General features: G+C 42.6%; 18 protein-coding genes and 6 tRNA genes. 12 read left to right on the plus strand and 12 right to left on the minus strand.

All coding sequences use genetic code 11. From position 1 onward, the window contains the following. Window positions 1-125 precede the first annotated feature (125 nt). Together GQR89_RS13850 and GQR89_RS13855 are read left to right on the plus strand one after the other, a co-directional pair. Window positions 126-1,325, plus strand: coding sequence for a YjgN family protein (locus GQR89_RS13850; RefSeq protein ID WP_158770585.1), 1,200 nt, complete (start codon window positions 126-128; stop codon window positions 1,323-1,325). A gap of 4 nt (window positions 1,326-1,329) precedes the next feature. Further along, the gene (locus tag GQR89_RS13855) at window positions 1,330-2,355 is read left to right on the plus strand and encodes a M48 family metallopeptidase (protein ID WP_158770586.1); all 1,026 of its coding nucleotides are present in this window, start codon (window positions 1,330-1,332) and stop codon (window positions 2,353-2,355) included. Here GQR89_RS13855 and GQR89_RS13860 read toward each other — a convergent pair. The 6 genes from GQR89_RS13860 to gltX all read right to left on the minus strand — a co-directional run bounded on the left by GQR89_RS13860 (window position 2,348) and on the right by gltX (window position 5,709). Next, the gene (locus GQR89_RS13860; RefSeq protein ID WP_233268975.1) at window positions 2,348-2,752 is read right to left on the minus strand and encodes a hypothetical protein; all 405 of its coding nucleotides are present in this window, start codon (window positions 2,750-2,752) and stop codon (window positions 2,348-2,350) included. The genes GQR89_RS13855 and GQR89_RS13860 overlap by 8 nt on opposite strands. Before the next feature lie 272 nt (window positions 2,753-3,024). Continuing rightward, window positions 3,025-3,100: transfer RNA gene (locus GQR89_RS13865), tRNA-Glu, on the minus strand. Window positions 3,101-3,423: 323 nt separating this feature from the next. Continuing rightward, window positions 3,424-3,499: transfer RNA gene (locus GQR89_RS13870), tRNA-Glu, on the minus strand. A 323-nt stretch (window positions 3,500-3,822) separates the two neighbouring features. After that, a tRNA-Glu gene (locus tag GQR89_RS13875) sits at window positions 3,823-3,898 on the minus strand. A gap of 216 nt (window positions 3,899-4,114) precedes the next feature. Continuing rightward, window positions 4,115-4,190, minus strand: a tRNA-Ala gene (locus GQR89_RS13880). Between the two features lie 109 nt (window positions 4,191-4,299). Next, window positions 4,300-5,709, minus strand: a complete 1,410-nt coding sequence (gene gltX, locus GQR89_RS13885) for a glutamate--tRNA ligase (protein ID WP_158770587.1) — start codon at window positions 5,707-5,709, stop codon at window positions 4,300-4,302. Between the two features lie 585 nt (window positions 5,710-6,294). On the opposite strand from gltX, the gene GQR89_RS13890 reads away from it, so the two are divergent. The 3 genes from GQR89_RS13890 to GQR89_RS13900 all read left to right on the plus strand — a co-directional run bounded on the left by GQR89_RS13890 (window position 6,295) and on the right by GQR89_RS13900 (window position 9,249). Continuing rightward, window positions 6,295-6,370: transfer RNA gene (locus GQR89_RS13890), tRNA-Val, on the plus strand. A gap of 170 nt (window positions 6,371-6,540) precedes the next feature. After that, window positions 6,541-6,616: transfer RNA gene (locus tag GQR89_RS13895), tRNA-Val, on the plus strand. 1,016 nt (window positions 6,617-7,632) lie between these two features. Then, complete coding sequence (locus tag GQR89_RS13900; protein WP_158770588.1) at window positions 7,633-9,249, plus strand: response regulator; 1,617 nt, start codon at window positions 7,633-7,635, stop codon at window positions 9,247-9,249. 53 nt (window positions 9,250-9,302) lie between these two features. Here GQR89_RS13900 and kynU read toward each other — a convergent pair whose 3' ends face one another. From kynU to GQR89_RS13915, 3 genes are all read right to left on the minus strand, one after another. Then, entirely contained in the window at window positions 9,303-10,547 is a 1,245-nt protein-coding gene (kynU, locus tag GQR89_RS13905) for a kynureninase (RefSeq protein WP_158770589.1), read from the minus strand. After that, window positions 10,544-11,488, minus strand: coding sequence for a S9 family peptidase (locus tag GQR89_RS13910; RefSeq protein ID WP_158770590.1), 945 nt, complete (start codon window positions 11,486-11,488; stop codon window positions 10,544-10,546). Before GQR89_RS13910 ends, kynU begins: the two co-directional genes overlap by 4 nt. Before the next feature lie 171 nt (window positions 11,489-11,659). Next, the gene (locus GQR89_RS13915) at window positions 11,660-12,844 is read right to left on the minus strand and encodes a thiolase family protein (protein ID WP_158770591.1); all 1,185 of its coding nucleotides are present in this window, start codon (window positions 12,842-12,844) and stop codon (window positions 11,660-11,662) included. A 257-nt stretch (window positions 12,845-13,101) separates the two neighbouring features. On the opposite strand from GQR89_RS13915, the gene GQR89_RS13920 reads away from it, so the two are divergent. The 6 genes from GQR89_RS13920 to GQR89_RS13945 all read left to right on the plus strand — a co-directional run bounded on the left by GQR89_RS13920 (window position 13,102) and on the right by GQR89_RS13945 (window position 20,129). Then, the gene (locus GQR89_RS13920; protein ID WP_158770592.1) at window positions 13,102-13,497 is read left to right on the plus strand and encodes a MerR family DNA-binding transcriptional regulator; all 396 of its coding nucleotides are present in this window, start codon (window positions 13,102-13,104) and stop codon (window positions 13,495-13,497) included. Beyond that, window positions 13,494-14,663, plus strand: coding sequence for an isovaleryl-CoA dehydrogenase (locus GQR89_RS13925; RefSeq protein WP_158770593.1), 1,170 nt, complete (start codon window positions 13,494-13,496; stop codon window positions 14,661-14,663). The genes GQR89_RS13920 and GQR89_RS13925 overlap by 4 nt, the downstream gene beginning before the upstream one ends. A 101-nt stretch (window positions 14,664-14,764) precedes the next feature. Continuing rightward, window positions 14,765-16,372 (plus strand): carboxyl transferase domain-containing protein, encoded by a 1,608-nt coding sequence (locus GQR89_RS13930; protein ID WP_158770594.1) that lies wholly within the window; start codon window positions 14,765-14,767, stop codon window positions 16,370-16,372. A gap of 12 nt (window positions 16,373-16,384) precedes the next feature. After that, window positions 16,385-17,200 carry an enoyl-CoA hydratase/isomerase family protein gene (locus tag GQR89_RS13935; protein ID WP_158770595.1) on the plus strand — a complete coding sequence of 272 codons (816 nt, stop codon included), beginning with the start codon at window positions 16,385-16,387 and terminating at the stop codon, window positions 17,198-17,200. After that, a complete protein-coding gene (locus tag GQR89_RS13940) occupies window positions 17,197-19,224 on the plus strand; it encodes an acetyl/propionyl/methylcrotonyl-CoA carboxylase subunit alpha (RefSeq protein WP_158770596.1) in 2,028 nt (675 codons plus the stop codon). Before GQR89_RS13935 ends, GQR89_RS13940 begins: the two co-directional genes overlap by 4 nt. After that, entirely contained in the window at window positions 19,221-20,129 is a 909-nt protein-coding gene (locus tag GQR89_RS13945; RefSeq protein WP_158770597.1) for a hydroxymethylglutaryl-CoA lyase, read from the plus strand. Before GQR89_RS13940 ends, GQR89_RS13945 begins: the two co-directional genes overlap by 4 nt. 46 nt (window positions 20,130-20,175) lie before the next feature. On the opposite strand, the gene GQR89_RS13950 is transcribed toward GQR89_RS13945, so the two are convergent. Next, window positions 20,176-20,586: a hypothetical protein gene (locus GQR89_RS13950; RefSeq protein WP_158770598.1), complete on the minus strand. Its 411-nt coding sequence runs from the start codon at window positions 20,584-20,586 to the stop codon at window positions 20,176-20,178. Window positions 20,587-20,695: 109 nt separating this feature from the next. Further along, complete coding sequence (locus tag GQR89_RS13955; protein ID WP_158770599.1) at window positions 20,696-21,232, minus strand: SRPBCC family protein; 537 nt, start codon at window positions 21,230-21,232, stop codon at window positions 20,696-20,698. Between the two features lie 466 nt (window positions 21,233-21,698). Between GQR89_RS13955 and glgC the strand changes: the two genes are divergently transcribed. Further along, window positions 21,699-22,961: a glucose-1-phosphate adenylyltransferase gene (gene glgC / locus GQR89_RS13960; RefSeq protein WP_158770600.1), complete on the plus strand. Its 1,263-nt coding sequence runs from the start codon at window positions 21,699-21,701 to the stop codon at window positions 22,959-22,961. 67 nt (window positions 22,962-23,028) lie between these two features. Here the strand turns inward: glgC and GQR89_RS13965 are convergent, their stop codons facing one another. Continuing rightward, entirely contained in the window at window positions 23,029-23,838 is an 810-nt protein-coding gene (locus tag GQR89_RS13965) for an alpha/beta fold hydrolase (RefSeq protein WP_158770601.1), read from the minus strand. Between the last annotated feature and the right edge of the window lie 9 nt (window positions 23,839-23,847).

A 23,847-nucleotide genomic window follows, 5' to 3' on the forward strand; every position in this document is an offset into this window, starting at 1 on the left:
TAAACATAGATCGAAATAGCAAATTTATCGGTTAACTCCGTACCATTTTACCGTATTATCGAACTGCGTATCTCGCAGGGATCAGGGAACTGAGTAAATAAATATCAATAAGAAGGGAAAACGACATGACCGATAATATAGATTATTCGAACTACAGCTATGAAGATTTACTCAGCGCCAGAGCAGGTATAGACACAGACGTCTATCCTGAGCGCGCAGTTGAGCTTGATAGACTGATCGCACAAAGGGCCCCAAAGCTAGAGTCAGCAGATAGCACAGGCCAAAGTGCAGTATTACGCCAAGTTCAAGTCAAGTTTCATGGTAAAACCTCGGAGTTTTTTGGTATATGGATCGTTAATATATTACTGACGATCGTGACCTTAGGTATTTATTCAGCTTGGGCTACCGTGCGGACTCATCGATATTTCTACTCGAACACTGAGATTGATGGGCATTGCTTTTCATATTTAGCCAACCCGATACAAATTTTAAAAGGACGAATTATAGCAGTAGTCGCATTTGTTATTTATTCAATCGCTGCTGCTTTTAGTCCTATGTTGATGCTAGTTTTCATCGTGGCTTTTATCTTTCTAACGCCATTGATGATTATCTTAGCGGTTCGATTTAAAATGCGTATGACAGCATATCGCAACATAAGATTTGGCTTCAACGGAAAGTATGGCGATGCATTTGTTGTCTTCGTTTTACTGCCAATCGTCAGCGTATTTACCCTTTATACTGCGCTTCCCTGGGTATTTAAGAAAATGGACGAATTTTTACATAATAATATGACTTACGGTCAGCAAAAATTCACCACTCAACTGCGTAGCTCTCAATACTACATTGCTTCGTTCGGCGCATTGGTCTTAGCTTTGGTTATAGGTGCTTTATCTTTGTTAGCACTAGGCGCATCATTTAGAGCGTTTGAGGCTCAGGCCGCTCAGGGACCATCGTTTTCCTTGCTCACAATGGGAATTATGTTTGGGTATCTGGTGATATTCCTTATTGCTTCTAGTTTTTACCAAGCTTATGTTCGCAATCACTTATTCAACTCGATGCAAATAAACAACGTTGCTAGCTTCACTTCGAGTGTCTCTGCAGCAAGATTAATATGGCTTCATTTGAGCAACTTAATCGCACTGGTGGTGACGCTCGGCTTAGCGCTGCCGTGGATCCACATTCGTACATCGATATTTTATGCTAATGCGACCAAAATCTCTGTCTTAGAAGGTATTACTGATGTAGTTGAGGGAGCACAGGACGATACAAGCGCGATAGGCGAAGAAATATCGAATGTATTCGACGTAGATATTGCTTTAGGATAAAGCGATGCATAACGCGATGTTTTATCCTGCAGGCAGCGCTCGCTGCCTGCTAGTTCAGCTCGATTTTAGTGCAGAAGAAGTGCGGGTGCTCAATGCAAATAATGAAGTACTGCACACAATCCCATTAAGCCAGCTAAACCCTACCTCTAAATTAGCCGCAACACGTCGCGAAGTCATATTGCCGAACATGGGTTTACTGTCATTTGAGCCAACGCCCGAGCTAGATTCTTTGATATATTCCTCCGGCAAAAAGCAATGGGCATCTACGCTTGAAAGCAGCTACCAAGCAATAGCCATTAGCTTATTATTGGTGCCGCTTTGTTTGTTTATTATTTTTAAATATATTATTCCGCTTGCAGCTGAGCGTTTTGCTGAAGTAATCCCTTATAGTGCAATAAATTTAGCGTCTATACATACCCTCAAAGCATTGGATCAGAGTATGTTACAGCCAAGTGAACTGACTCTTAGCGAACAACAAACAATTCAGTCCAACTGGCAGCGCGCAGTGAGTCAACTTACATTCGATAATGCATATTACACACTACTCTTTCGAAAAAGCGAGTCGCTCGGTGCCAATGCATTTGCTTTGCCAAACGGCACGATTGTGGTTACCGATGAATTCATACAACTAATAGAAAGTCGTCAAGATTTGCTGCAAGCCGTATTATTGCATGAGATAGGACATGTGGAACATCATCACTCGATGCGGCTTATTTCCCAAAGTCTATTCTCGTCTCTTGTGATTGATTATTTTTTTGCCGATGTAAGTGGCCTGATTGATGCTTTTGCTGGTATATCGACAACACTGGTACAAAATCAGTTTTCATCAGAATTGGAATGGGAAGCAGATAATTTCGCACTGAAACAGATGAAAACTGCTGCGCTTGATACTGAAGCTTTTGCTTTAGCGCTAGAAAAACTGATGAAAACGATACCGAAAGAGTCAAATGTCGACAGCTGGTTACAAACTCATCCATTGCTACGTGAGCGAATTGCTAACGCTAGAGCCGTTCAAGATGCCCCTAACTAGTTGCTAAATATCTTGCGAGCCAATTGATTTCACAAATAGACTCCGTTTTGTCTATATATCCGGCATTTTGTAAACAGCCATAAGCCTCATAACCGTCACTGAAGCAACGAGGGACGATGCCTGATTCCGTAAAATACGGCAATAGCGCGTCACCTTGCGAAGGTGAATCTACCACCCAGCATTCAAGCTTTTGATTACGTCGGTCCAAATTAACAGCGGATTTAAGTGGCGATGAACTAACTGACTTAGGAACAACCCAGCCTCGCATATCAACCAGCACAGCCCAAGTATTTCCGCGCATTGCGTGCATAGTTTCACCTAAGTCAGACAGGTAAGCCATGTCAGTTTGCAATGTCCAATGACCTTTAATTTGCACAACAATAAGGCGTGATTTCACCGTAATTCGGTAATATGGAGGAGATGATTTAGAGTTACTCAATATCAATATACTGCATTTGTTGTATTTAACTTGGCGATAAAATGCTCTGGGTTAGCGCATAGAGCAGTTACCATATATATTAGCATCAAAACGCTAAGGTAGAATCTAATATAAACCTATACGTCGCTATATTGAAATTAGACCATTCAGATATCACCGATTAAAACTTGAAATATTTAGAATAAAAAAATAAAAAAAAAGCCGTACAGTGATGTACGGCTTTTCTTATATGGCGTCCCCAAGGGGATTCGAACCCCTGTTACCGCCGTGAAAGGGCGGTGTCCTAGGCCTCTAGACGATGGGGACAGAAACTTTTTTTATCGAAAAAATTCGATAGGTTCCGTAACTTAAGGTTAACTAACATCCTTTCATTACATAAACCAAAACTCTATCCAAACGATTCATTCACTGGCCTAGGTATGCCGTAAATGTCCTTGTTTGTACTACATAAACCCAATCCGTAGGTTTACTTAAAAATGACGTCCCCTAGGGGATTATAAAATACATCCTGTATTTTACCGCTTCGCGGCCGTGCTAAGCACGTTCAAATTCGTTTCCTACGAATTTGTCGAACTAAGGGGCTCTCACCCCTCGTGACGCAAAAAATGCTATCACTTCGTTCATTTATATGGCGTCCCCAAGGGGATTCGAACCCCTGTTACCGCCGTGAAAGGGCGGTGTCCTAGGCCTCTAGACGATGGGGACAGAAACTTTTTTTATCGAAAAAATTCGATAGGTTCCGTAACTTAAGGTTAACTAACGTCCTTTCATTACATAAACCAAAACTCTATCCAAACGATTCATTCACTGGCCTAGGTATGCCGTAAATGTCCTTGTTTGTACTACATAAACCCAATCCGTAGGTTTACTTAAAAATGACGTCCCCTAGGGGATTATAAAATACATCCTGTATTTTACCGCTTCGCGGCCGTGCTAAGCACGTTCAAATTCGTTTCCTACGAATTTGTCGAACTAAGGGGCTCTCACCCCTCGTGACGCAAAGAATGCTATCACTTCGTTCATTTATATGGCGTCCCCAAGGGGATTCGAACCCCTGTTACCGCCGTGAAAGGGCGGTGTCCTAGGCCTCTAGACGATGGGGACAAAAAACGGTTTTCGAAAGTAAACTTTCGATATTCCTGTAATACAAAGTAGGTTACTAAATCGCGTAACCTTCTCCCATACAAAAACCTTAATTTGTCTCAATTGTCTCCTGTAAAGCGATTTAAACCTGCAAGAGCAGCAATCTATATTTACAAAAAAACAATATCTATATCATCACATTCACTGGCCTAGGTATGCCGTAAATGCTCCTTGATATGGTGGAGCCAGGCGGGATCGAACCGCCGACCTCTTGCATGCCATGCAAGCGCTCTCCCAGCTGAGCTATGGCCCCATACTTAACGTAAAGCGCATTCGCTTTGACTAAGTGGGTGTCGTTCCGTGACAGCGGGCGCATTCTAGGCACCCCCCCCTTTTATGTCAACGATTTTTTTAAATTTTATCTAGGATTGTTGTCTGTTTGCTATATATATGAGCGCTTTGTCTATCCGTTGAACAATTTGCTCGATTTTTAACAAATTTAATGTCACATCCAATGAAGGTGAATTACCTGATCCTGTCACAGCCACACGTAAGGGCATACCGACTTTGCCCATACCGACGCCTAAATTTTCAGCAGTTTGGTTAATGGCAGCATGAATCGTTTCAGCATTCCATGTCTCCAGTGCCTCCAACGAGGCTTTAACAGCTTCAAGTGCTTCTTGCGCTACAGGCCGAAGATGCTTTTTAGCCGCCTTTTCGTCAAAACTGTCATATTCTTGGTAAAAATATCTACTTATCTCAGCAAGTTCCTTCAACGTTTTCACGCGATCGGCTTGCACGCTGATAACATCTTCTAGAGCGGGTCCGTTGCTTACGTCGATACCTTGTTGGTCAAAATGCCATTTTGCATATGGCAGTACTTCAAGAGCCGGAAGCTCTTTAATATAATGCTGATTCAACCAAATCAACTTATCGGTATTAAAAGCAGACGCAGATTGGCCTATCGCATCTAAACTGAATAACTCAATCATTTCCTCTTTCGAAAAAATCTCTTGGTCGCCATGAGACCATCCTAGACGTACCAAGTAATTCAACAATGCTTGTGGTAAAAAACCATCATCACGGTATTGCATGACACTGACCGCTCCATGACGCTTAGATAACTTCTTACCATCATCGCCTAGGATCATCGAGACATGTGCATATTCTGGCACTGGCGCACCAAGTGATTTTAATATGTTAATTTGCCGAGGCGTGTTGTTAATATGATCTTCTCCGCGCACAACATGAGTAATCCCCATATCCCAGTCATCTACGACTACACAGAAATTATAAGTAGGCGTGCCGTCGCTGCGTAAAATAATGAGATCATCGAGTTCACTATTAGCAATTTCGATATTGCCACGAATATGGTCTTTAACAACGACCGTACCCTCCTGTGGATTTTTAAAGCGAACGACAAATGGCTGGTCTTCTGGGTAATCTGTTCGGTCACGCCAAGTACCAGGATAACGAGGCTTCTCGCCATTCGCTTTTTGCTTTTCTCGAATGTCATCAAGCTCAGCACTGCTCATAAAGCACTTGTATGCTTTACCTTCTTCTAGCATCTCATTAATCAACGCTTTATAGCGGTCAAAACGGTGTGTTTGATAATAGGGACCATCGTCCCACGTCAAACCTAACCATTCCATGCCCTCTAAAATTGCATCAATTGCTTCTTGGGTTGAACGTTCAATGTCAGTATCTTCAATACGAAGAACAAATTTTCCACCTTGGCTTTTAGCGTACAACCAAGAATAAAGCGCTGTGCGTGCACCGCCGACATGTAAAAATCCGGTAGGGCTCGGAGCGAAACGGGTAACCACGGTCATGGTATAAATAATCCTATTGCTAAAAATTGCCGGCATTTTACCAGTCAATGGCCCCCAGAAGAAAGGTTAAACGAAGAATGCGCCGTTAAGTTCTAAACAAATTGGTGTAAGTCGTTACGTTTAAGCTAAAAGATTACGCTTGAAGCGGAGTAATTGGTCCCTCGTCGAGATTAACGTTTAAACATGGTTGTATAAGTATCTGCTTTTAAGCTGCAAGTTTAAGGTTAAAAGCGGAGTAATCTTTTTATTGAGTGCTATAAAAACGCAGATTAGGTTATAAAAATTATTTTTTTCGCTATATTTCTAAAATTTAACAGCAATATTCTGCAATTAATCGTTAATTTATTTGAAATCAGGTCGCAGATCTAATTCATTTAAATGGTAATGGCACACGTAAACATCGTTGAAGATTAGATTTTTCTGGTTATTTAAGACAGCTACAGCCCAAATTCGCACAAGTTTTAAGCTTGTCGTTGCTTTTTCACCCACTTAAACAGTTTTTTTAAATTTACAGTTGACACTTAGAAGAGCATACCTATAATAGCGCTCCACTTACCGAGGTAACTCAGTAAGCAGTAAGAAAACGGTCGCTTAGCTCAGTTGGGAGAGCATCGCCCTTACAAGGCGAGGGTCACTGGTTCAAGCCCAGTAGCGACCACCACTTTTCGACAAGAAATAGTCGAGAGGCACTAGTTAAGCCTAGTGTATAAACAACATTTCAATATATGGTCGCTTAGCTCAGTTGGAAAAAGAGAAAGCATAGCCACTCTCTACAAGAAATGGTCGAGGGGCACTAGTTAAGCCTAGTGCATAAACAACATTTCAATATATGGTCGCTTAGCTCAGTTGGGAGAGCATCGCCCTTACAAGGCGAGGGTCACTGGTTCAAGCCCAGTAGCGACCACCACTTCTTGTTTTATCTTCTATCCATATTTATTCTAAAAAAAACCTTATTTGTATAGCATCCCCAACGATAAGCATCGCCGTTCTTTACAAATCCAGGCGACGTGGTTCAAGCCCAGTAGCGACCACCACTTCTTGTTACACCCTCTATATTAAATTATCTTAAAAAAATCATCTTCATAGAATATCCAACGATAAGCATCGCCGTTCTTTGCAAATCCAGGCGACGTGGTTCAAGCCCAGTAGCGACCACCACTTCTTGTTACACCCTCTATATTAAATTATCTTCATAGAATAACCAACGATAAGCATCGCCGTTCTTTACAAACCCAGGCGACGTGGTTCAAGCCCAGTAGCGACCACCACTTCTTGTTTTACCTTCTATCCATATTTATTCTAAAAAAAACCTTATTTGTATAGCATCTCCAGCGATAAGCATCGCCGTTCTTTACAAACCCAGGCGACGTGGTTTAAGCCCAGTAGCGACCACCACTTCTTGTTTTACCTTCTATCCATATTTATTCTAAAAAAAACCTTATTTGTATAGCATCTCCAGCGATAAGCATCGCCGTTCTTTGCAAATCCAGGCGACGTGGTTCAAGCCCAGTAGCGACCACCACTTCTTGTTTTACCTTCTATCCATATTTATTCTAAAAAAAACCTTATTTGTATAGCATCTCCAGCGATAAGCCTCGCCGTTCTTTAAAAGTACAGGCGACGTGGTTCAAGCCTAGTAGCGACCACCACTTCTTGTTTTACCTGCTATCCATATTTATTATAAAAAACCCTATTTGCATAGCCTCTCCAGCGTTAAGCATCGCTTTTTTTTACCAAAGCGTAAGCACCATAAATTTATATTCACAATCGTCTCTAGCAGATGCCCTCTGTGCACACATTTCGCTAATTTTAATAAACGATCGAGACTATCAGTGTAAAATATCTCTCAAGATTATGATTTGTACTTATAATTTTATGTAAAAGTACGATAACCTTTAATAATCAACATTTTGAGTTGTTTACATGAACCCACTGATTGCTAAAGAAACCAAGGTACTGATTGTTGACGATCAGGTTCTCGCCAAGGGATACATGAAATATTCTCTGGAGGAGCTTGGTTTTAGCGACATTACCTATGTGGACAAGGTAAATCTTGCCCTTAATAAGATTCGTCATCAGCGCTATGACCTTATCGTGTGCTCTTATAACCTCAAACATGAGCAAGATGGTTATTACTTTTACGACGAAATTAATCGTAATGGGGAATTACCTCCCAGTACTGCTTTTGTTTTTATCAGTGCAGATACCACCGCAGATTTAGTACAAAGTATTGTCGAATTACAACCTGACGACTTCCTAGCTAAACCGTTTACCGTTAAAGAGTTAGATCGCCGCCTTACTCGAATACTAAGCCGTAAACGTGCCTTACAAAATATTTATTGGTGTATAGAAAAAAAACAATTCCCCAAAGCGTTGTCAGAAGTAGAGATATTTTTGAGTGAACCCAAAAACTCCGAGTTTTTTCCACTGGCTTTAAAGATAAAAGGCGAAATTTTGCAGGCTTGTGGACAATACTCACAAGCAAAAGTATTTTATCAAGCCATATTGAACGTACAGAAATTTACTTGGGCACAATTGGGTTTAGTCAAAACCCATCTTTTTTTGAATGAAGATGAAGCGGCAGAAAAACTCGTATTACGTCTCGCATTTAAGCCAGAATCTCAGCTTGCCGCATATGACTTATTAATGTCTTTGCAAATAAAACAAGGTGACTTTGACACCGCATTAGAATGCGTTTTAATGGCGTCAGAGATATCACCAAGGAACATTAGAAGACATAAAACAGCATTAGATCTATCGCGCATCACCCACGATTATCATATCCAGTTTGAGGCAGCAAAAAAAATCGTAAAGTTTGCCAAAAACTCTATTCATGATATGCCCGAACATTATTTAAATGTGGCTAGAGCGGGTATTGATTACGCCATGACCGCAGATGAAGAACAAACTGCAACCCTCGTTAAGCAAGCGAATGAATATATCCGTCAACTCCGTCAGGCATTTCCGAAGGCCGATATGCAAGATCAAATCAACGTCATCAATGCGCGAATGCTGTATTTGGCTGATGAAAAAGACAATGCTAAGTCGCTACTCGAACAATTAGACGATGAAAACTGGGAAAATGAATCGATTGAAGCGTTACTTGATAAAGCCAAAGCGTTCCACGAAATAGGCCTACATGCACGCAGTCAGGAAATACTGCTAGAAATAGCTCGTCGATGTGACGAGAATGATCAAAGTAGCGAAATTTTCTTGCACTACATTGAGCAAGAAAAGGTTGAGAAGGGTCGTATTAAATTAAGTTCAAAAGAGCTTAATAATTCAGGTGTTCAACGTTTTCAAGAAGGTGATATAGATAGCGCGTTTCACACTTTCGTTGATGCTTTTACCTTGATGCCTAAAAATTCAGCCATCGCGTTGAACCTATTACAAGTTCTCACTATCAAGCAGTTACACTGTGATGAAGCTTACAAAAAAACCATTCAACGCTGCGTCAAAACAGTTGAAAGCAGCGTATTAAATGATGAACAAGAAAGTCGTTACACCAAAATCCGCGAACTGCTAGATGATATCGCTTAACGCAGCTTCACAATGTAAGCTTTACCAAATCGCAAAGCTTACATTGGATTTATTCACGTTACTTTTTGCTGAAGATTGAACTGAGGATGCTGATAAATTTTTTGACTAATAATTTTGGCTAATATATCGGTACTTTTCAACATATCCTGAAAGCGCAAATACAGCGGTGTAAACCCAAAGCGCAATATGTCAGGCGCGCGAAAATCGGCAATCACCCCATACTGGATTAATGCTTGGCAGATGGCATGAGCATGTTCGTGACGAAAGGCAAGCTGACTTCCTCTTAATTTGGCATCTCTTGGCGAAGCCAAATATAACTCGCTTAAACTTGGCTGGCTCTCCACAAGCGTAATAAATAGTTCGCTAAGCGCCACCGATTTTTCTCGTAATGCATACATGCTGACATCGGCAAACACATCTAGCGCCGCATCCAAAATACTCATAGATATCACATTTGGGGTACCGCATAGATACTGGCTGATGTCGTCTGCTTGTTCATAGCCAGCGGAAAAGGCAAATGGATGTTTATGACCCATCCACCCTTTGAGGGGTTGAGACACATTCTTATGGTGACGCTGTGCAACATATAAAAAAGCAGGCGCACCCGGTCCACCATTTAAATATTTGTAACCACAACCCACTGCAAAATCAACTTCACAAACGTCTAACTCGATTGGCAAAGCACCAGCACTATGGGCTAAATCCCAAATGACCAAAATACCATGCTCATGTGCTATCTGAGTCAAGCGCTGCATGTTTAACAATCTCCCTGACCTAAAGTCGACCTGGGTCAACATTAATACCGCAACGTTGACATTGAGGGCGTTTTCTAACGCGCTCTCGTCAACAAGCTGTAAGTAACATGCATCTTCGCCCAAGACGGAAGCTAAGCCCTCAACCATATACAAGTCAGTGGGAAAATTACCCGCTAAAGACAAAACCACAGAGCGTGGTTTCTGCAATGCCATCGCACTACTTAGCACTTTAAATAAGTTGATAGAGGTAGAATCACAACAAACTACTTGGCCAGACGCCGCCCCAATAAGAGGTGCTATTTTTTCGCCAACTCTTAGCGGTAGATCAATCCAGTGATGCTTATTCCAACTGGTGATCAAATCATTACCCCATTGCTCGTCCAGCACAGTTTTAGCGCGTAATTTTGCACCACTGGGCATGGCCCCTAAAGAGTTGCCGTCTAGGTAAACTATATTATCGGGCAACGAAAACGCTAAGCGTTTAGATGCCAGTGGATCCTCTAAATCCCTTTTTTCTATTTGTTCTTGGTTGACGACTTTCATGGATTACTGACTCGATTCTCTAAAGCAGATAAAAAAACTTGATACGCATTAGTCTGTGGATGGATCCAATCAAAATGCCCTGCCCCCGCCACAATTTGATACGTCAAACCGCTATTACTTGCTTGGCCGATTTCTACAATAGTATCGGCATCGCCTTGTAACATGAGGGTATTTTCAAGTAAAGGGTAAGACAAAGGTGAGCCTAATCGATAGGCATTTTGTTTTTGCTCAGCATCTCCACCGAAAAAAGCTGAAGTGGCAGTTTGACAACTATTTTGTCCTTTAGAATAGTTAACCACATCAACGATTGCCGCCAAACCAATTACGCCTTTTACCCGTTCATCACCTTTAAACAAATTTCTTTGGGGTGAGCTTGCTAGTAACGCTAAGTGTCCACCGGCAGAATGGCCAACGAGCACGATATTTTTCAAATCAATAGGATAATCTCTAAATGATTGGGCGAAGCTCACGCCTTTGAGTACATCATTCAGGCTACCGGGCCAACCGCCCCCAGTATCCCCAGTACGTCGGTACTCCAGGGACCAAACCGCAAAGCCTTGTTGCGCTAATGACTGACTAAATGCAGCGCTATGTTCAATATTATATGCATTCAACCAACACCCTCCGTGAATGAATATAACCAATGGTGCTTTATGCTGATCTCCGTCTGCATCACTAACTTTTGGCAAGTACAAACGGCCATACTGCAATGGCGAATTTCCATATGCCAATTGTATACTGCTGTCACTTCCCTCATCGAGCATAGTCATATTGAGTGCCATAACTTGCTCAAAACTGACATTACTGAGTAGGGTCGAACCCCGTTTGACTGACTCCAATGCCTTGTCTTCGTTCGCACTATTTTGCTTAAATGGGGTATCTGCACAAGCGCTTAATACACCGAGAAAAATAGCAAAAATAGTGAGATGTATAAATTCCATATTATTTCCATAGCGCTAGCTCACCAAGCAACATAACGCTTTAATTCATTACATTTTAAAAATTAAAACCAATTTATCACGATATGATACAAAGAGTTACTGGAAGAAAACCAAGCAGGATAAGAAGATGACGCAGATACGCCATCTGTTGCAATTAACAGCGATATTACGTTAGTTGAGCATTTCAAATGCAATTGCGGTTGCTTCACCGCCACCGATGCAAATAGCCGCAACGCCTTTTTTCAAATTACGTTGCTTCATAGCATGTAATAAAGTCACGATGATACGCGCACCTGATGCACCAATTGGGTGACCTAAAGCGCATGCTCCGCCCTTTACATTGACTTTAGCGGGATCAAGTCCAAGTTTGCTCATACCCAGCATAGTCACCATGGCAAAAGCTTCGTTGATCTCAAATAAATCAACGTCATCTTTTGACCAACCAGTTTGAGCGAATAACTTTTCCATTGCGCCTACTGGTGCCACGGTAAAGTTTTCTGGCTCTATCGCATTTGAACTATGTCCAACAATACGGGCCAACGGTGTATACCCTTGCGCTTTAGCCTCTGATTCACTCATTACTAATAACGCTGCTGCACCATCAGATATGGAGCTTGAATTAGCTGCGGTCACGGTGCCATCTTTGGTAAATGCGGGACGTAGAGAAGGTATTTTCTCAGGACGCGCATTACCAGGCCCTTCATCATTTTCAATCACAACCTCACCTTTGCGAGACGTAATGGTGACGGGCGTAATTTCGTCTTTAAATAATCCATTGGCAATAGCGTCACTGGCTTTTGTCAAAGAACTTAGCGCAAACTCATCCATTTGCTCTCGAGTGATATTTTCTTCATCAGCTTTAGATTGGGCAAAACAACCCATGGCCTTGCCATCATAAGCATTCTCGAGACCATCTAACATCATATGATCCAGCATCTGGCCATGGCCCATACGATAGCCTTGACGTCCTTTTGGCAAGATATAAGGAGCATTGGTCATGCTTTCCATACCACCAGCGACCACTACTTTAGCACTCCCCGCTTTGATTAAGTCGTGGGCTAACATCACCGCTTTCATACCAGAACCACACACTTTATTGAGTGTGATTGCGCCGCTTGCTAAAGGAAGGCCAGCTTTTATGCTCGCCTGTCGTGCTGGGGCTTGGCCGAGTCCAGCCGGCAAAACGCAACCCATAATAACTTCATCTACTACAGGTCTATTAGCGCCGGCTTCATCTAACACCGCTCGGATAGCACTCGCTCCCAAATCACATGCACTTAGTGCCGACAAGCCGCCCATAAACCCACCCAAAGGGGTGCGTTTCGCACTTACAATTACCACCGAATCGCTACTCATTTTGCTCTCCTCAATATTATTTCAGTACACCGCATCATTTTAAGTCAATAAAAACACGGAGTTAGTTAACGTTACGTAAAAATAAACCAGACTTCTTTTAACAAAAAGTAAATGACAGAAAAATATTTTTTATCTATCAATGTTGACGAATTGTAACTCATACTTTACCTTACATTAACCTACACTTTACGTTAACGTAAAGGCTGACGTAATAAATATTTACCTAATAACCCATAATTTTGTCACAAGGCCGAACCATGACCGAAAAAATTTACACGATAGGCGAATTAGCAAAAAATCTTGATATTACTTCACGTTCAATTCGTTTTTACGAAGAATCAGGACTACTGAACCCTACGCGTAATGGACAAAACCGAGTTTATAAGAAAAAAGACAAAGTACGTTTAAAGCTAATATTACGCGGTAAACGCTTGGGTTTTTCCTTGGCTGAAACCAAGACCCTATTTGACTTATATGACAGCAATCAAAATTCAGAAGCCCAACTAGAAGCCATGCTTAGTATGACTGAGCAAAAACGTATCGTGATGAATCAACAACTAGAAGATATTAAAGCCTTAATGATGGAGCTCGATGACGTAGAAGCCCGTTGTAAAGACGAACTGACCACAATTAAGCAAGGAAAAACAGCATGAATGCCCCTTACCCTACTCTGAACTTCGGTCTTGGCGAAGACATCGATATGTTACGCGAGCATGTATATAACTTCGCTCAAGGTGAGATAGCACCACTAGCTGAAAAATCAGATCTGGAAAATAGCTTTCCCAATCAATTATGGCCAAAACTAGGCGAAATGGGACTCTTAGGTGTAACGGTTGCCGAGCAATATGGTGGCTCTAATATGGGCTACTTAGCCCATGTTGTAGCAATGGAAGAAGTCAGTCGTGCATCTGCCGGTATTGGCTTAAGTTACGGCGCTCATTCAAACTTATGCGTGAATCAAATTCATAAAAATGGATCTGAGGCGCAAAAAGAAAAATATCTACCTAAGTTGGTCAGTGGCGAACATATCGGTGCTTTGGCGATGAGTGAACCTAATGCAGGCTCCGATGTTGTCAGTATGAAGCTGCGCGCTGATAAAGAAGGCGACCACTATATTCTCAATGGTAATAAAATGTGGATCACCAACGGACCAGATGCCCATACTTTTGTGATTTACGCCAAAACTGATCTTAGCGCAGGTTCAAAAGGAATGAGTGCGTTTATCGTTGAGCGTGGTACAGAGGGTTTTAGTCAAGCACAAAAACTCGACAAGTTAGGCATGCGTTCATCGAATACCTGCGAACTGGTCTTTATTGATTGCCCTGTTCCAGCTGAAAATATGATCCGTAATGAGGGTGATGGTGTTCGCGTGCTAATGAGCGGATTAGATTATGAACGCCTTGTTCTATCCGGTGGTCCGCTTGGGATTATGCAAGCCTGTATGGATTTAGTGGTGCCTTATATTCACGACCGTAAGCAATTCGGACAGTCCATAGGCGAGTTTCAATTGGTACAAGGCAAGATTGCCGATATGTACACTCAAATGAACGCCGCCCGAGCCTATGTATACACAGTAGCGCGTGCGTGTGACAGGGGCGAAACAACCCGCAAAGATGCGGCGGCCGTTATTCTATATTCAGCAGAATTGGCGACCAAAATGGCCCTTGATGCGATTCAGCTTCTTGGTGGCAATGGTTATATCAATGAATTTCCAGCCGGTCGCTTACTTCGTGATGCGAAGCTGTACGAAATTGGTGCGGGAACATCAGAAATTCGTCGTATGTTAATTGGTCGCGAACTATTCAAAGAGTCAGCTTAATTTAACCTGAAAAAAGCATATAACTCCCATCACGAGTTAAACGTTACTTTGCAACACAGTGCCATCAGCAGACTTGACGGCCATTAATTTGGAGCAATACCGTGCCCCGCATAATCAGTAAAATAAATTCCAAATCACAAGAGTTTGTAGAAAATGCAGCGCATATGCAGGCGCAAATAGATGATCTAAACGAAAAAATTAGTTTGATCAAACAAGGTGGTGGCGAGAAAGCGAATAAGCGCCATACCGATCGAGGTAAATTGCTGCCAAGAGTGCGTATTGATGAATTACTTGATGCAGGCTCTCCATTCTTAGAAATATCTCAACTGGCGGCATGGGAAGTTTACGACGACTATGTGCCCAGCGCTGGCGTTATTGCAGGTATCGGACGAGTTTCAGGTATCGAATGTATGATAGTCGCCAACGATGCCACGGTTAAAGGTGGAACCTACTACCCTTTAACTGTGAAAAAGCATTTGCGCGCACAAACCATCGCGCAACAAAACAACTTACCCTGCATCTACTTGGTTGATTCAGGTGGCGCCAACCTACCCCGTCAAGATGAAGTGTTTCCTGACAGAGAGCATTTTGGCCGTATCTTTTTTAATCAGGCCACCATGTCAGCACAAAACATACCGCAAATTGCCGTCGTAATGGGTAGTTGCACCGCCGGTGGCGCTTACGTACCAGCCATGGCAGACGAATCAATTATCGTGAAAAACCAAGGTACTATCTTTCTTGGTGGACCACCTTTAGTTAAAGCGGCTACGGGCGAAGTGGTCACCGCTGAAGAATTAGGTGGTGGGGATGTTCACTGCAGAACATCGGGTGTGGTCGACCATTTAGCCAACAACGACCAGCACGCACTACATATCGCCCGGGATGCAATTGCACGATTGAATCGCGTTAAACCTTTGGCTTTGGATGTGAAGGTAAGCGTAGATCCTATTTATCCTAAAGAAGATATTTACGGCATTATCCCTAAGGATTCGCGCCAACCTTACGACGTACGTGAAGTGATTGCCCGGGTGGTGGATGGTTCCGAATTTGACGAATTTAAAGCACTATATGGTAGTACTTTAATTTGTGGATTTGCTCGTATATTTGGCTATCCAGTCGGCATTATCGCCAATAATGGAATTTTATTCAGTGAATCGGCGCAAAAAGGCGCTCACTTTATTGAGCTTTGCACCCAGCGCAAAATTCCTCTTATTTTCTTGCAAAACATCACCGGTTTTATGGTCGGCAAGCAATATGAAGCAGGCGGCATAGCAAAGCACGGCGCTAAAATGGTGACAGCTGTCGCATGTGCTAACGTCCCGAAATTTACCGTTTTAATTGGCGGTAGTTTCGGCGCTGGTAATTATGGCATGTGCGGTCGAGCCTATGACCCACGTTTTATGTTTATGTGGCCTAACGCACGTATATCGGTAATGGGCGGTGAACAAGCTGCAGGCGTACTCTCCCAAGTAAAACGCGAACAACGTGAACGAGCAGGCGAAACTTGGAGTGACGAAGAAGAAAAAACCTTTAAACAACCCATTATTAATACTTACGAACGTCAGGGACACCCCTATTACGCCTCAGCTCGCCTTTGGGACGATGGTGTAATCGACCCGGCCGACACGCGCATGGTACTTGGGCTGTCAATTTCGGCCAGTTTAAATAAACCAATTGAGGACACCCAGTTTGGGGTGTTCAGAATGTAAGGACGCCTGAGTATGGACAACCCTATAATCTCAAATACTGTTACAGAGCATGTAATCTGTGAAATTGACCAACGTGGGGTGGCGACCGTTACCCTAAATAGGCCCGAGGTCCACAATGCCTTCGACGACATTTTGATTGCTCGTTTAAGCGAAATATTCACTCAACTTGGCAATGATCAAACGGTACGCGCAGTCATTCTTGCTGCGACAGGTAAAAGTTTCTGCGCGGGCGCTGATTTGAACTGGATGAAGCGCATGGCGTCATACACCTATGAGCAGAACCTAAGCGATGCTAACAATCTAGCAACTATGTTGCACACGCTTAATACCTTGCCAAAACCAACCATTGCTAGAGTGCAGGGTGCTGCATTCGGTGGCGCTGTAGGCTTAATAGCTTGCTGTGATATGGCGGTAGGCAGTAAGTTAAGCAAGTTTTGCTTAAGTGAAGTCAAATTGGGGTTGATACCCGCCACGATTAGTCCGTATGTCATTCAAGCGATCGGTGAACGATACTCGCGACGTTATTTTACCACAGCTGAAGTATTCTCTTCGCGCCGAGCCAGACGCATTGGTTTATTAAGTGAGAGTGTCACCGAAGAAGAGCTAGATAGCACTATTGATAGCATGTTGGATAATATTCTTAAAAATGGTCCCCACGCTGTATCGGCAGCCAAACAGCTGATATTTGATGTAGTAAATCGTATTCCTGACGAGGCCCTTAGGAATACAACCAGCGAACGTATTGCTATAACGCGGGTATCAACCGAAGGCCAAGAAGGTTTAGGTGCTTTTTTACAAAAACGTCGACCCAATTGGTATATCTCATGATTAAAAAACTCCTAATTGCCAATCGTGGCGAAATTTGTTGTCGTATTATCAACACAGCGAAGCGCATGGGTATTCAAACCGTTGCCTTATACTCGGACGCGGACAGTAAAGCACTGCATGTCAAAATGGCTGATGAGGCTATTCATATTGGTCCATCGCCATCCAACCAGAGTTATCTAAAAATTGATAAAGTGCTCGCTGCTGCCAAAGCAACGGGTGCTGATGCTATTCATCCAGGCTATGGATTTTTGTCGGAAAATGCGGGCTTTGCCAAGGCCTGCGCTGATAATAATATCATCTTTGTCGGCCCCCCTATTCATGCCATTGAAGCGATGGGCTCTAAATCTGCAGCCAAGCATATTATGCAACAAGCCAATGTACCTCTAGTACCCGGCTATCATGGCGCAGACCAATCAGCTGCGCTTATCAAACAACACGCAGACGACATGGGTTACCCTGTTTTACTTAAAGCCGCCGCCGGTGGCGGCGGAAAAGGCATGCGCCAAGTATGGAGCGCAGACGAATTTGACGATGCGCTAGCGGCCGCAAAGCGTGAAGCCATGTCGAGTTTTAGCGACGATATCATGCTGGTTGAAAAATATTTGACGCAACCTCGCCACGTCGAAGTTCAAGTATTTTGTGACCATCATGGCAATGGTGTGCATATCTTTGAGCGTGATTGCTCTGTGCAAAGACGCCATCAAAAAGTGATTGAAGAAGCACCTGCCTTCAAAATGTCTTCAGCCCTACGCGCGGCCATGGGTGATGCAGCGTTAAAAGCAGCCAAAGCGATTGACTATGTAGGCGCAGGAACCGTCGAGTTCTTACTTGATACGGATGGCAAATTCTATTTCATGGAAATGAATACTCGATTACAAGTCGAGCACCCTGTCAGCGAAATGATTTCAGGACAAGATTTAGTGGAATGGCAATTACGCATCGCAGCCAATGAAACCTTACCTAAAACTCAAGATGAATTACGCATTAATGGTCACGCTTTTGAGGCGCGTATTTATGCTGAAGATCCAGACAACGAATTTTTGCCCGCGACCGGTATTCTACACTTACTGGAAACGCCACAAGAATCTGCTCATGTTCGGATCGACAGCGGAGTAGTACAAGGTGATGAAGTATCTGTTTATTACGATCCGATGATCGCTAAGTTAATAGTATGGGATACAGACCGAGAAAGAGCGTTAGCACGATTAAGTCAATCTCTTGGAGAATACCGTATTGACGGTGTTACCACCAATATCCCATTTTTACGTCGCTTAATCGATACTCAAGCCTTTAAAGATGAAGAAATTGATACGAGCTTTATCGAAAAGCATCATGAGCAAATCTTCCAAAAAAATAGCTTGGACAGCAAAAACCAACTACTAAATTTAGCCATGTACTTGTCTTTGTCTGAGCAGCCTCTCACATCAGTAAATAACCGGGACAGTCAATCACCTTGGGATCTTATTTGTGACTGGCGCGCAAACGATATATACGTAAATAACTACTCGGTTCTGTTGGATAATCAAGAGCATGAAGTCAAAGTACAAAGACTAAAAGTCGATAATCAAGCGTGCACACCACAGGGTACGTTTATGATTGTTTTGCAGGGTCAGTCTTATCAATGTGAGGGGCAACTAACTGGTAATCGACTACTCGCTACCATCAACGGACATAGCGAAAGTGTCACCGTAAACCAAATTGAACATGAATATGCAGTATTTCATAGCCATGGAATCGCTAAATTTACCCATGTGCAAAAAGACTTAGGGGTGAGCGATGACAATGAGCTACACGGTGCCTTTGTTGCGCCGATGAACGGTACGATTGTAGCGCTATTAGTTGAGGCCAATCAAAGCGTTAAAAAAGGACATACATTGATGATAATGGAAGCCATGAAAATGGAACATGCAATTAAAGCCACGCAAGACGGTTTAGTAAGCGAGTTTTATTATCAGGCAGGTGAACTCGTAGACGGTGGAGCCACATTATTGGACTTTATTGCCAGTGAGGAGCCCTCATCGTGAACCGCAATTTACCTAAATATGTCAAAATTGTTGAAGTCGGTCCAAGGGACGGGCTGCAAAATGAGAAGCAAAATATCGATTTGGCGACCAAAGTAACCTTAGTCGAAGAACTGGCGAAAGCGGGCTTAACGATGATTGAAACGGGCAGTTTCGTATCACCCAAATGGGTACCCCAAATGGCGGATTCATCACAGGTATTCTGTGCTATTGATCGCAAAAAAGGGGTGACGTACAGTGCATTAACGCCTAATTTAAAAGGTTTTGAGGCCGCAATGCTGGCCAGTGCCGATGAAGTCGCTATTTTTGGCTCAGCATCTGAAACCTTTTCTCAGAAGAATATAAATTGTTCTATTGGCGAAAGCCTCGAGCGTTTTGAGCCTGTTATAGTTGCAGCTAAAGCACAGGGTATAAAAGTTAGAGGCTATGTTTCTTGTGTCTTAGGTTGCCCATATGAAGGGGATATCCCCCCCGAAAGCGTTGCTAGGGTAGCAAAAACCCTTCTCGACATGGGGTGCTACGAGATTTCCTTGGGAGATACTATCGGTGTGGGTACGCCCATCGCAACCGAATCTATGCTTACAGCCGTATTAGAAATCATACCTAAATCAGCAATTGCTGTTCACTTTCACGATACCTATGGCCAAGCATTAGCCAATATTTTAGTTGCCCTGCAACTAGGTATTAATACGGTGGATAGCGCAGTAGCGGGGTTAGGAGGGTGTCCGTACGCAAAAGGCGCATCGGGTAATGTAGCCACCGAAGATGTGGTTTATATGCTAAATGGTATGGGTATTTCAAGTGGAATAGATTTGACTTTGTTAGCACAGGCCGGTCGTCATGTCTGTGCTAAATTGGGCATTAATTCGACTTCAAAGGTTGCCAATATATTAGCCCAAAATGATTAGCAAATAAGCTACTCCAGTTTTTACGCTGTAATTACAGGTAAGCTATTTAATCTGATAGCTTCATTATTTGCTGTATTAACCACCACTTAGCCTGCTTTTTATCAGGGAAAAAACGGTAATTTTCGCCGGCGTCATCAAATACTTGTGCCAAATGACGTTTTGAAAATGCCGGTGTATTTGACTGTTCTACGACCATGGCCGTTGCGACTCTACCCAACGCTTTTTGAGCTTGTATAACTTTTGATAAAAATGCTGCCGCGTCAGGAACATAAATCGGGTCTCCATGCAGCACAACTAATGCCCCCCAGCGACTACCGCTCAGTTGTTTCAATATGGGTTCCATGTGCTTTTCAGACTCCATTACAGATTCCAAATTCCACGGTCCATGACCTTCTACCAATAAAATGTTATCAACAACATCAAGCTCTACGCTGCCATGGGTGGGAAATCGACTCATATCACCTCTCAAATCAATTACTTTCACAGTTATCCCATAATGGGAGATTGAGATGTTTTCAACTAAAAGCTATGGATCACACCTAGATTAAACCCGTGCGAACCCCACTTTACAATCGCTGAAATTCTGCTTCGGATATAACTTTCAAATTTTCTAAACCCATCTGCAAGTCTTCGCCAATCATACGATCCATAAAGAAAGCAACATAGTGCAACAACGGATTTCCACCTACATCGCCGTAATCATGCCAAATAACAACAGTTTCACCGTCTTTATCACGCAACGTAAGTTCGCCTGTTGAACCCATCCCCATATCGGGAAAGGTCAACGTGTAAATAAATCGCTGATCTTCTTCGATCGCAATCACTTCCATTTCTCCATTCCCTTGGGACTCACTTTGCCACGTTGAACTCATCCCTACAGCTGCATCAGGACCTGCGTATGCCACTTGCATATTAGGATCGCGCTTGAACCACACGCCCCAATTTTGCCATTGACGTAAATCTTTTACATTGTCGAATATGATATTTGCCGGAGCATTTATTCTAATGGTACGTACAACCTTAAAATCTGAAGGTAAACACCAACCTACCACAACTAAAAAAATCAAAAATGCAACAATCCCCAAGCCTAACTTTTTCAACATGACGCAGCTCCTCACTCAACAGTGTGTGAAATATATAACATTTACTTAACACTTTCCCATGATTTACCGCGAATACATATACTCAGATCTTGGAAAAAAAATTATATTAATCAAAAATATATCATAGCCTAACAGCACCATACGAGAAGAAAAACGACCAATCAAGTAAACTCTCAAAAACATGCATCACTTCATAGATAAGGACTAACTCAAAGCGAGTTTGGAATAACAGATAAAGAAAGTAAAACCTGTTCATTCGAAGACTCTATCGGCTCATATCAATTAAGTTACTAAATTGTAAAAAATTCGAGTCAATTCGACAATAAGCAAATTGAAATCAAAGCCAGCCCGTGCCACACTGGGATTCACGAAAACGGCTACCGAATAAATTAAAGTCCGTTATTGTGTCTCATCTGTGCACTACGAACGTCAAAAAAAAAATCAAATAAGAATGGAGTCAATTGTTATGCCCAATCCAAGTCCTCGTTATATTAGCAACCTGACCCGCGAAACCTACGCCTTGATTTTAGCTGGCGGTAGAGGTTCTCGTCTCCACGAATTGACCGACTGGCGGGCTAAGCCTGCTTTGTATTTTGGTGGGAAATTTAGAATCATCGACTTCCCATTATCAAACTGTATAAATTCAGGGATAAAACGTATTGGCGTCGTGACCCAATATAAATCTCACTCTTTGATCCGTCATCTCGTAAGAGGTTGGGGCCACTTCAGAAAAGAATTAGGAGAATCTGTAGAAATTTTACCTGCATCTCAGCGCTCATCAGGTAATTGGTACGAAGGTACGGCCGATGCTGTGTTCCAAAACATCGATATCATTCGTGATGAAATACCTAAATATGTCATGATTTTATCTGGTGACCATATTTACAGTATGGATTATGCGAATATTCTTGCACACCATGTAGAGTCTGGCGCGAAGATGACTGTGAGCTGTATGCCTGTTCCAATCGAAGAAGCAGCAGGTGCATTTGGCGTTATGTCGGTTGATGAAAATTATCGTATTTTAGGTTTTGAAGAAAAACCAGAACACCCTACCCCATTACCTAATGACCCAACGCGCTGTCTTGCATCCATGGGCAATTATGTCTTTGATACTGACTTTCTGTTTGAACACCTGAAACGAGATTCTCAAAATGAAGGGTCTGAGCGTGATTTTGGTAAAGATATTATTCCTTCAATCATAAAAGAGCATGCTGTTTATGCTTATCCGTTTGCCAACGAAGACGGAGAAGTTTCCTACTGGCGAGATGTAGGCACCTTGGATTCTTTTTGGTTAGCGAATATGGAATTAGTATCACCTAAACCACCGCTTAATCTGTATGACAAAAAGTGGCCAATATGGACCTATCAAGAGCAGTTGCCACCAGCAAAATTCGTTTGGGAAGAATATAACCGCTGTGGTGCCGCGATTGACTCTGTTGTCAGTGGTGGTTGTATTATATCTGGCGCGACCGTGCGTAAGAGCTTGTGTTTCTCAAATGTACACGTTCATTCTTTTAGTGAAATAGAAGAGTCTGTTTTGCTACCCGATGTAGAAATTAAGCGTAATTGTAAGATAAAAAAAGCCATTATCGATCGTGGTTGCATCGTGCCAGAAGGCATGGTGATTGGACACAATCATGACGAAGACAGGGCAAGAGGGTTTCGCGTTACCGCCAAAGGTGTTGTTTTAGTAACCAGGGAAATGCTTGGTCTTAAAGTCGGGATCTAATCACTAGATATAAACCCAAAAACCAGACTTAGTCTGGTTTTTTTATGGATTGATTTTATCCCATTTTTTACTGTTCTGTGCGCCACCTTTCAATCGTCTGATTAATTAACACAGCGGTTTCAATTGGGGATTCAAGAGGGAACATATGCCCACCACCAGAAAATACTCTATGTTCTAAATGATTACCGCGAATAAAGGGGCGTATAAGACGCTCTGTGCACACCATAGTATGTTCCCCTGTTACCAATAGTGCCGGACAGACAAGCTTACCGTAGTAGCGCGGAATATCATCAGGAACGTTACGAAATATATTCGCTTCAATCTCCGGTTTAAAATTTAAATGTAGATGCTCATCTCGTTGCTCAGTCACACTGTTTACATAGTCAGCAATACAGTCCTTATCCATGCCTTTAAATAACGTTCTAGCTTGAAAATACGCAACTAAATCCTGATCTTTTCCCCAGCGACGACAACGATTAGCGGTTTTCCCTGCAGGTGTTAATTTATCTATTAAGGACGTAGCTTTTATTCCCCCAAAAAACCAGCGAGTTAATCCGGTAATCATAGGCGGATCGAGCATAATCAGGCCCTTAAATAAGTCAGGTCTCGTACATGCCGCCATATATGAGACGACCCCACCAAACGAATGCCCTACCGCATAAACAGGTTGTCGCTGCGTTGACTCAATATAGTCAATCAATTCCTGAGTTTGATTATGCCAGTTCTTTGAAATAGGGAATCGATTGGTGTGACCAAATTTTTCTAGGGCACATAAGCCATAGTCGTCGTTAAGTGCATCAAATAACTTACGATAACTCCCTGCAGGAAAGCCATTCGCATGGGCAAAATGCACATTCACTTCGTTATTATGTTCCAACTTGTCTTC

The sequence above is a fragment of the Paraglaciecola sp. L1A13 genome (assembly GCF_009796745.1).
GTDB lineage: Bacteria > Pseudomonadota > Gammaproteobacteria > Enterobacterales > Alteromonadaceae > Paraglaciecola.

Bases quoted from the DNA above. Each gene is read 5' to 3' on its own strand.
- GQR89_RS13850 (WP_158770585.1), top strand. From the start codon at position 126: ATGACCGATAATATAGATTATTCGAACTACAGCTATGAAGATTTACTC.
- GQR89_RS13855 (WP_158770586.1), top strand. From the start codon at position 1,330: ATGCATAACGCGATGTTTTATCCTGCAGGCAGCGCTCGCTGCCTGCTA.
- gltX (WP_158770587.1), bottom strand. From the start codon at position 5,709: ATGACCGTGGTTACCCGTTTCGCTCCGAGCCCTACCGGATTTTTACAT.
- GQR89_RS13900 (WP_158770588.1), top strand. From the start codon at position 7,633: ATGAACCCACTGATTGCTAAAGAAACCAAGGTACTGATTGTTGACGAT.
- kynU (WP_158770589.1), bottom strand. From the start codon at position 10,547: ATGAAAGTCGTCAACCAAGAACAAATAGAAAAAAGGGATTTAGAGGAT.
- GQR89_RS13910 (WP_158770590.1), bottom strand. From the start codon at position 11,488: ATGGAATTTATACATCTCACTATTTTTGCTATTTTTCTCGGTGTATTA.
- GQR89_RS13915 (WP_158770591.1), bottom strand. From the start codon at position 12,844: ATGAGTAGCGATTCGGTGGTAATTGTAAGTGCGAAACGCACCCCTTTG.
- GQR89_RS13920 (WP_158770592.1), top strand. From the start codon at position 13,102: ATGACCGAAAAAATTTACACGATAGGCGAATTAGCAAAAAATCTTGAT.
- GQR89_RS13925 (WP_158770593.1), top strand. From the start codon at position 13,494: ATGAATGCCCCTTACCCTACTCTGAACTTCGGTCTTGGCGAAGACATC.
- GQR89_RS13935 (WP_158770595.1), top strand. From the start codon at position 16,385: ATGGACAACCCTATAATCTCAAATACTGTTACAGAGCATGTAATCTGT.
- GQR89_RS13940 (WP_158770596.1), top strand. From the start codon at position 17,197: ATGATTAAAAAACTCCTAATTGCCAATCGTGGCGAAATTTGTTGTCGT.
- GQR89_RS13950 (WP_158770598.1), bottom strand. From the start codon at position 20,586: ATGAGTCGATTTCCCACCCATGGCAGCGTAGAGCTTGATGTTGTTGAT.
- GQR89_RS13955 (WP_158770599.1), bottom strand. From the start codon at position 21,232: ATGTTGAAAAAGTTAGGCTTGGGGATTGTTGCATTTTTGATTTTTTTA.
- glgC (WP_158770600.1), top strand. From the start codon at position 21,699: ATGCCCAATCCAAGTCCTCGTTATATTAGCAACCTGACCCGCGAAACC.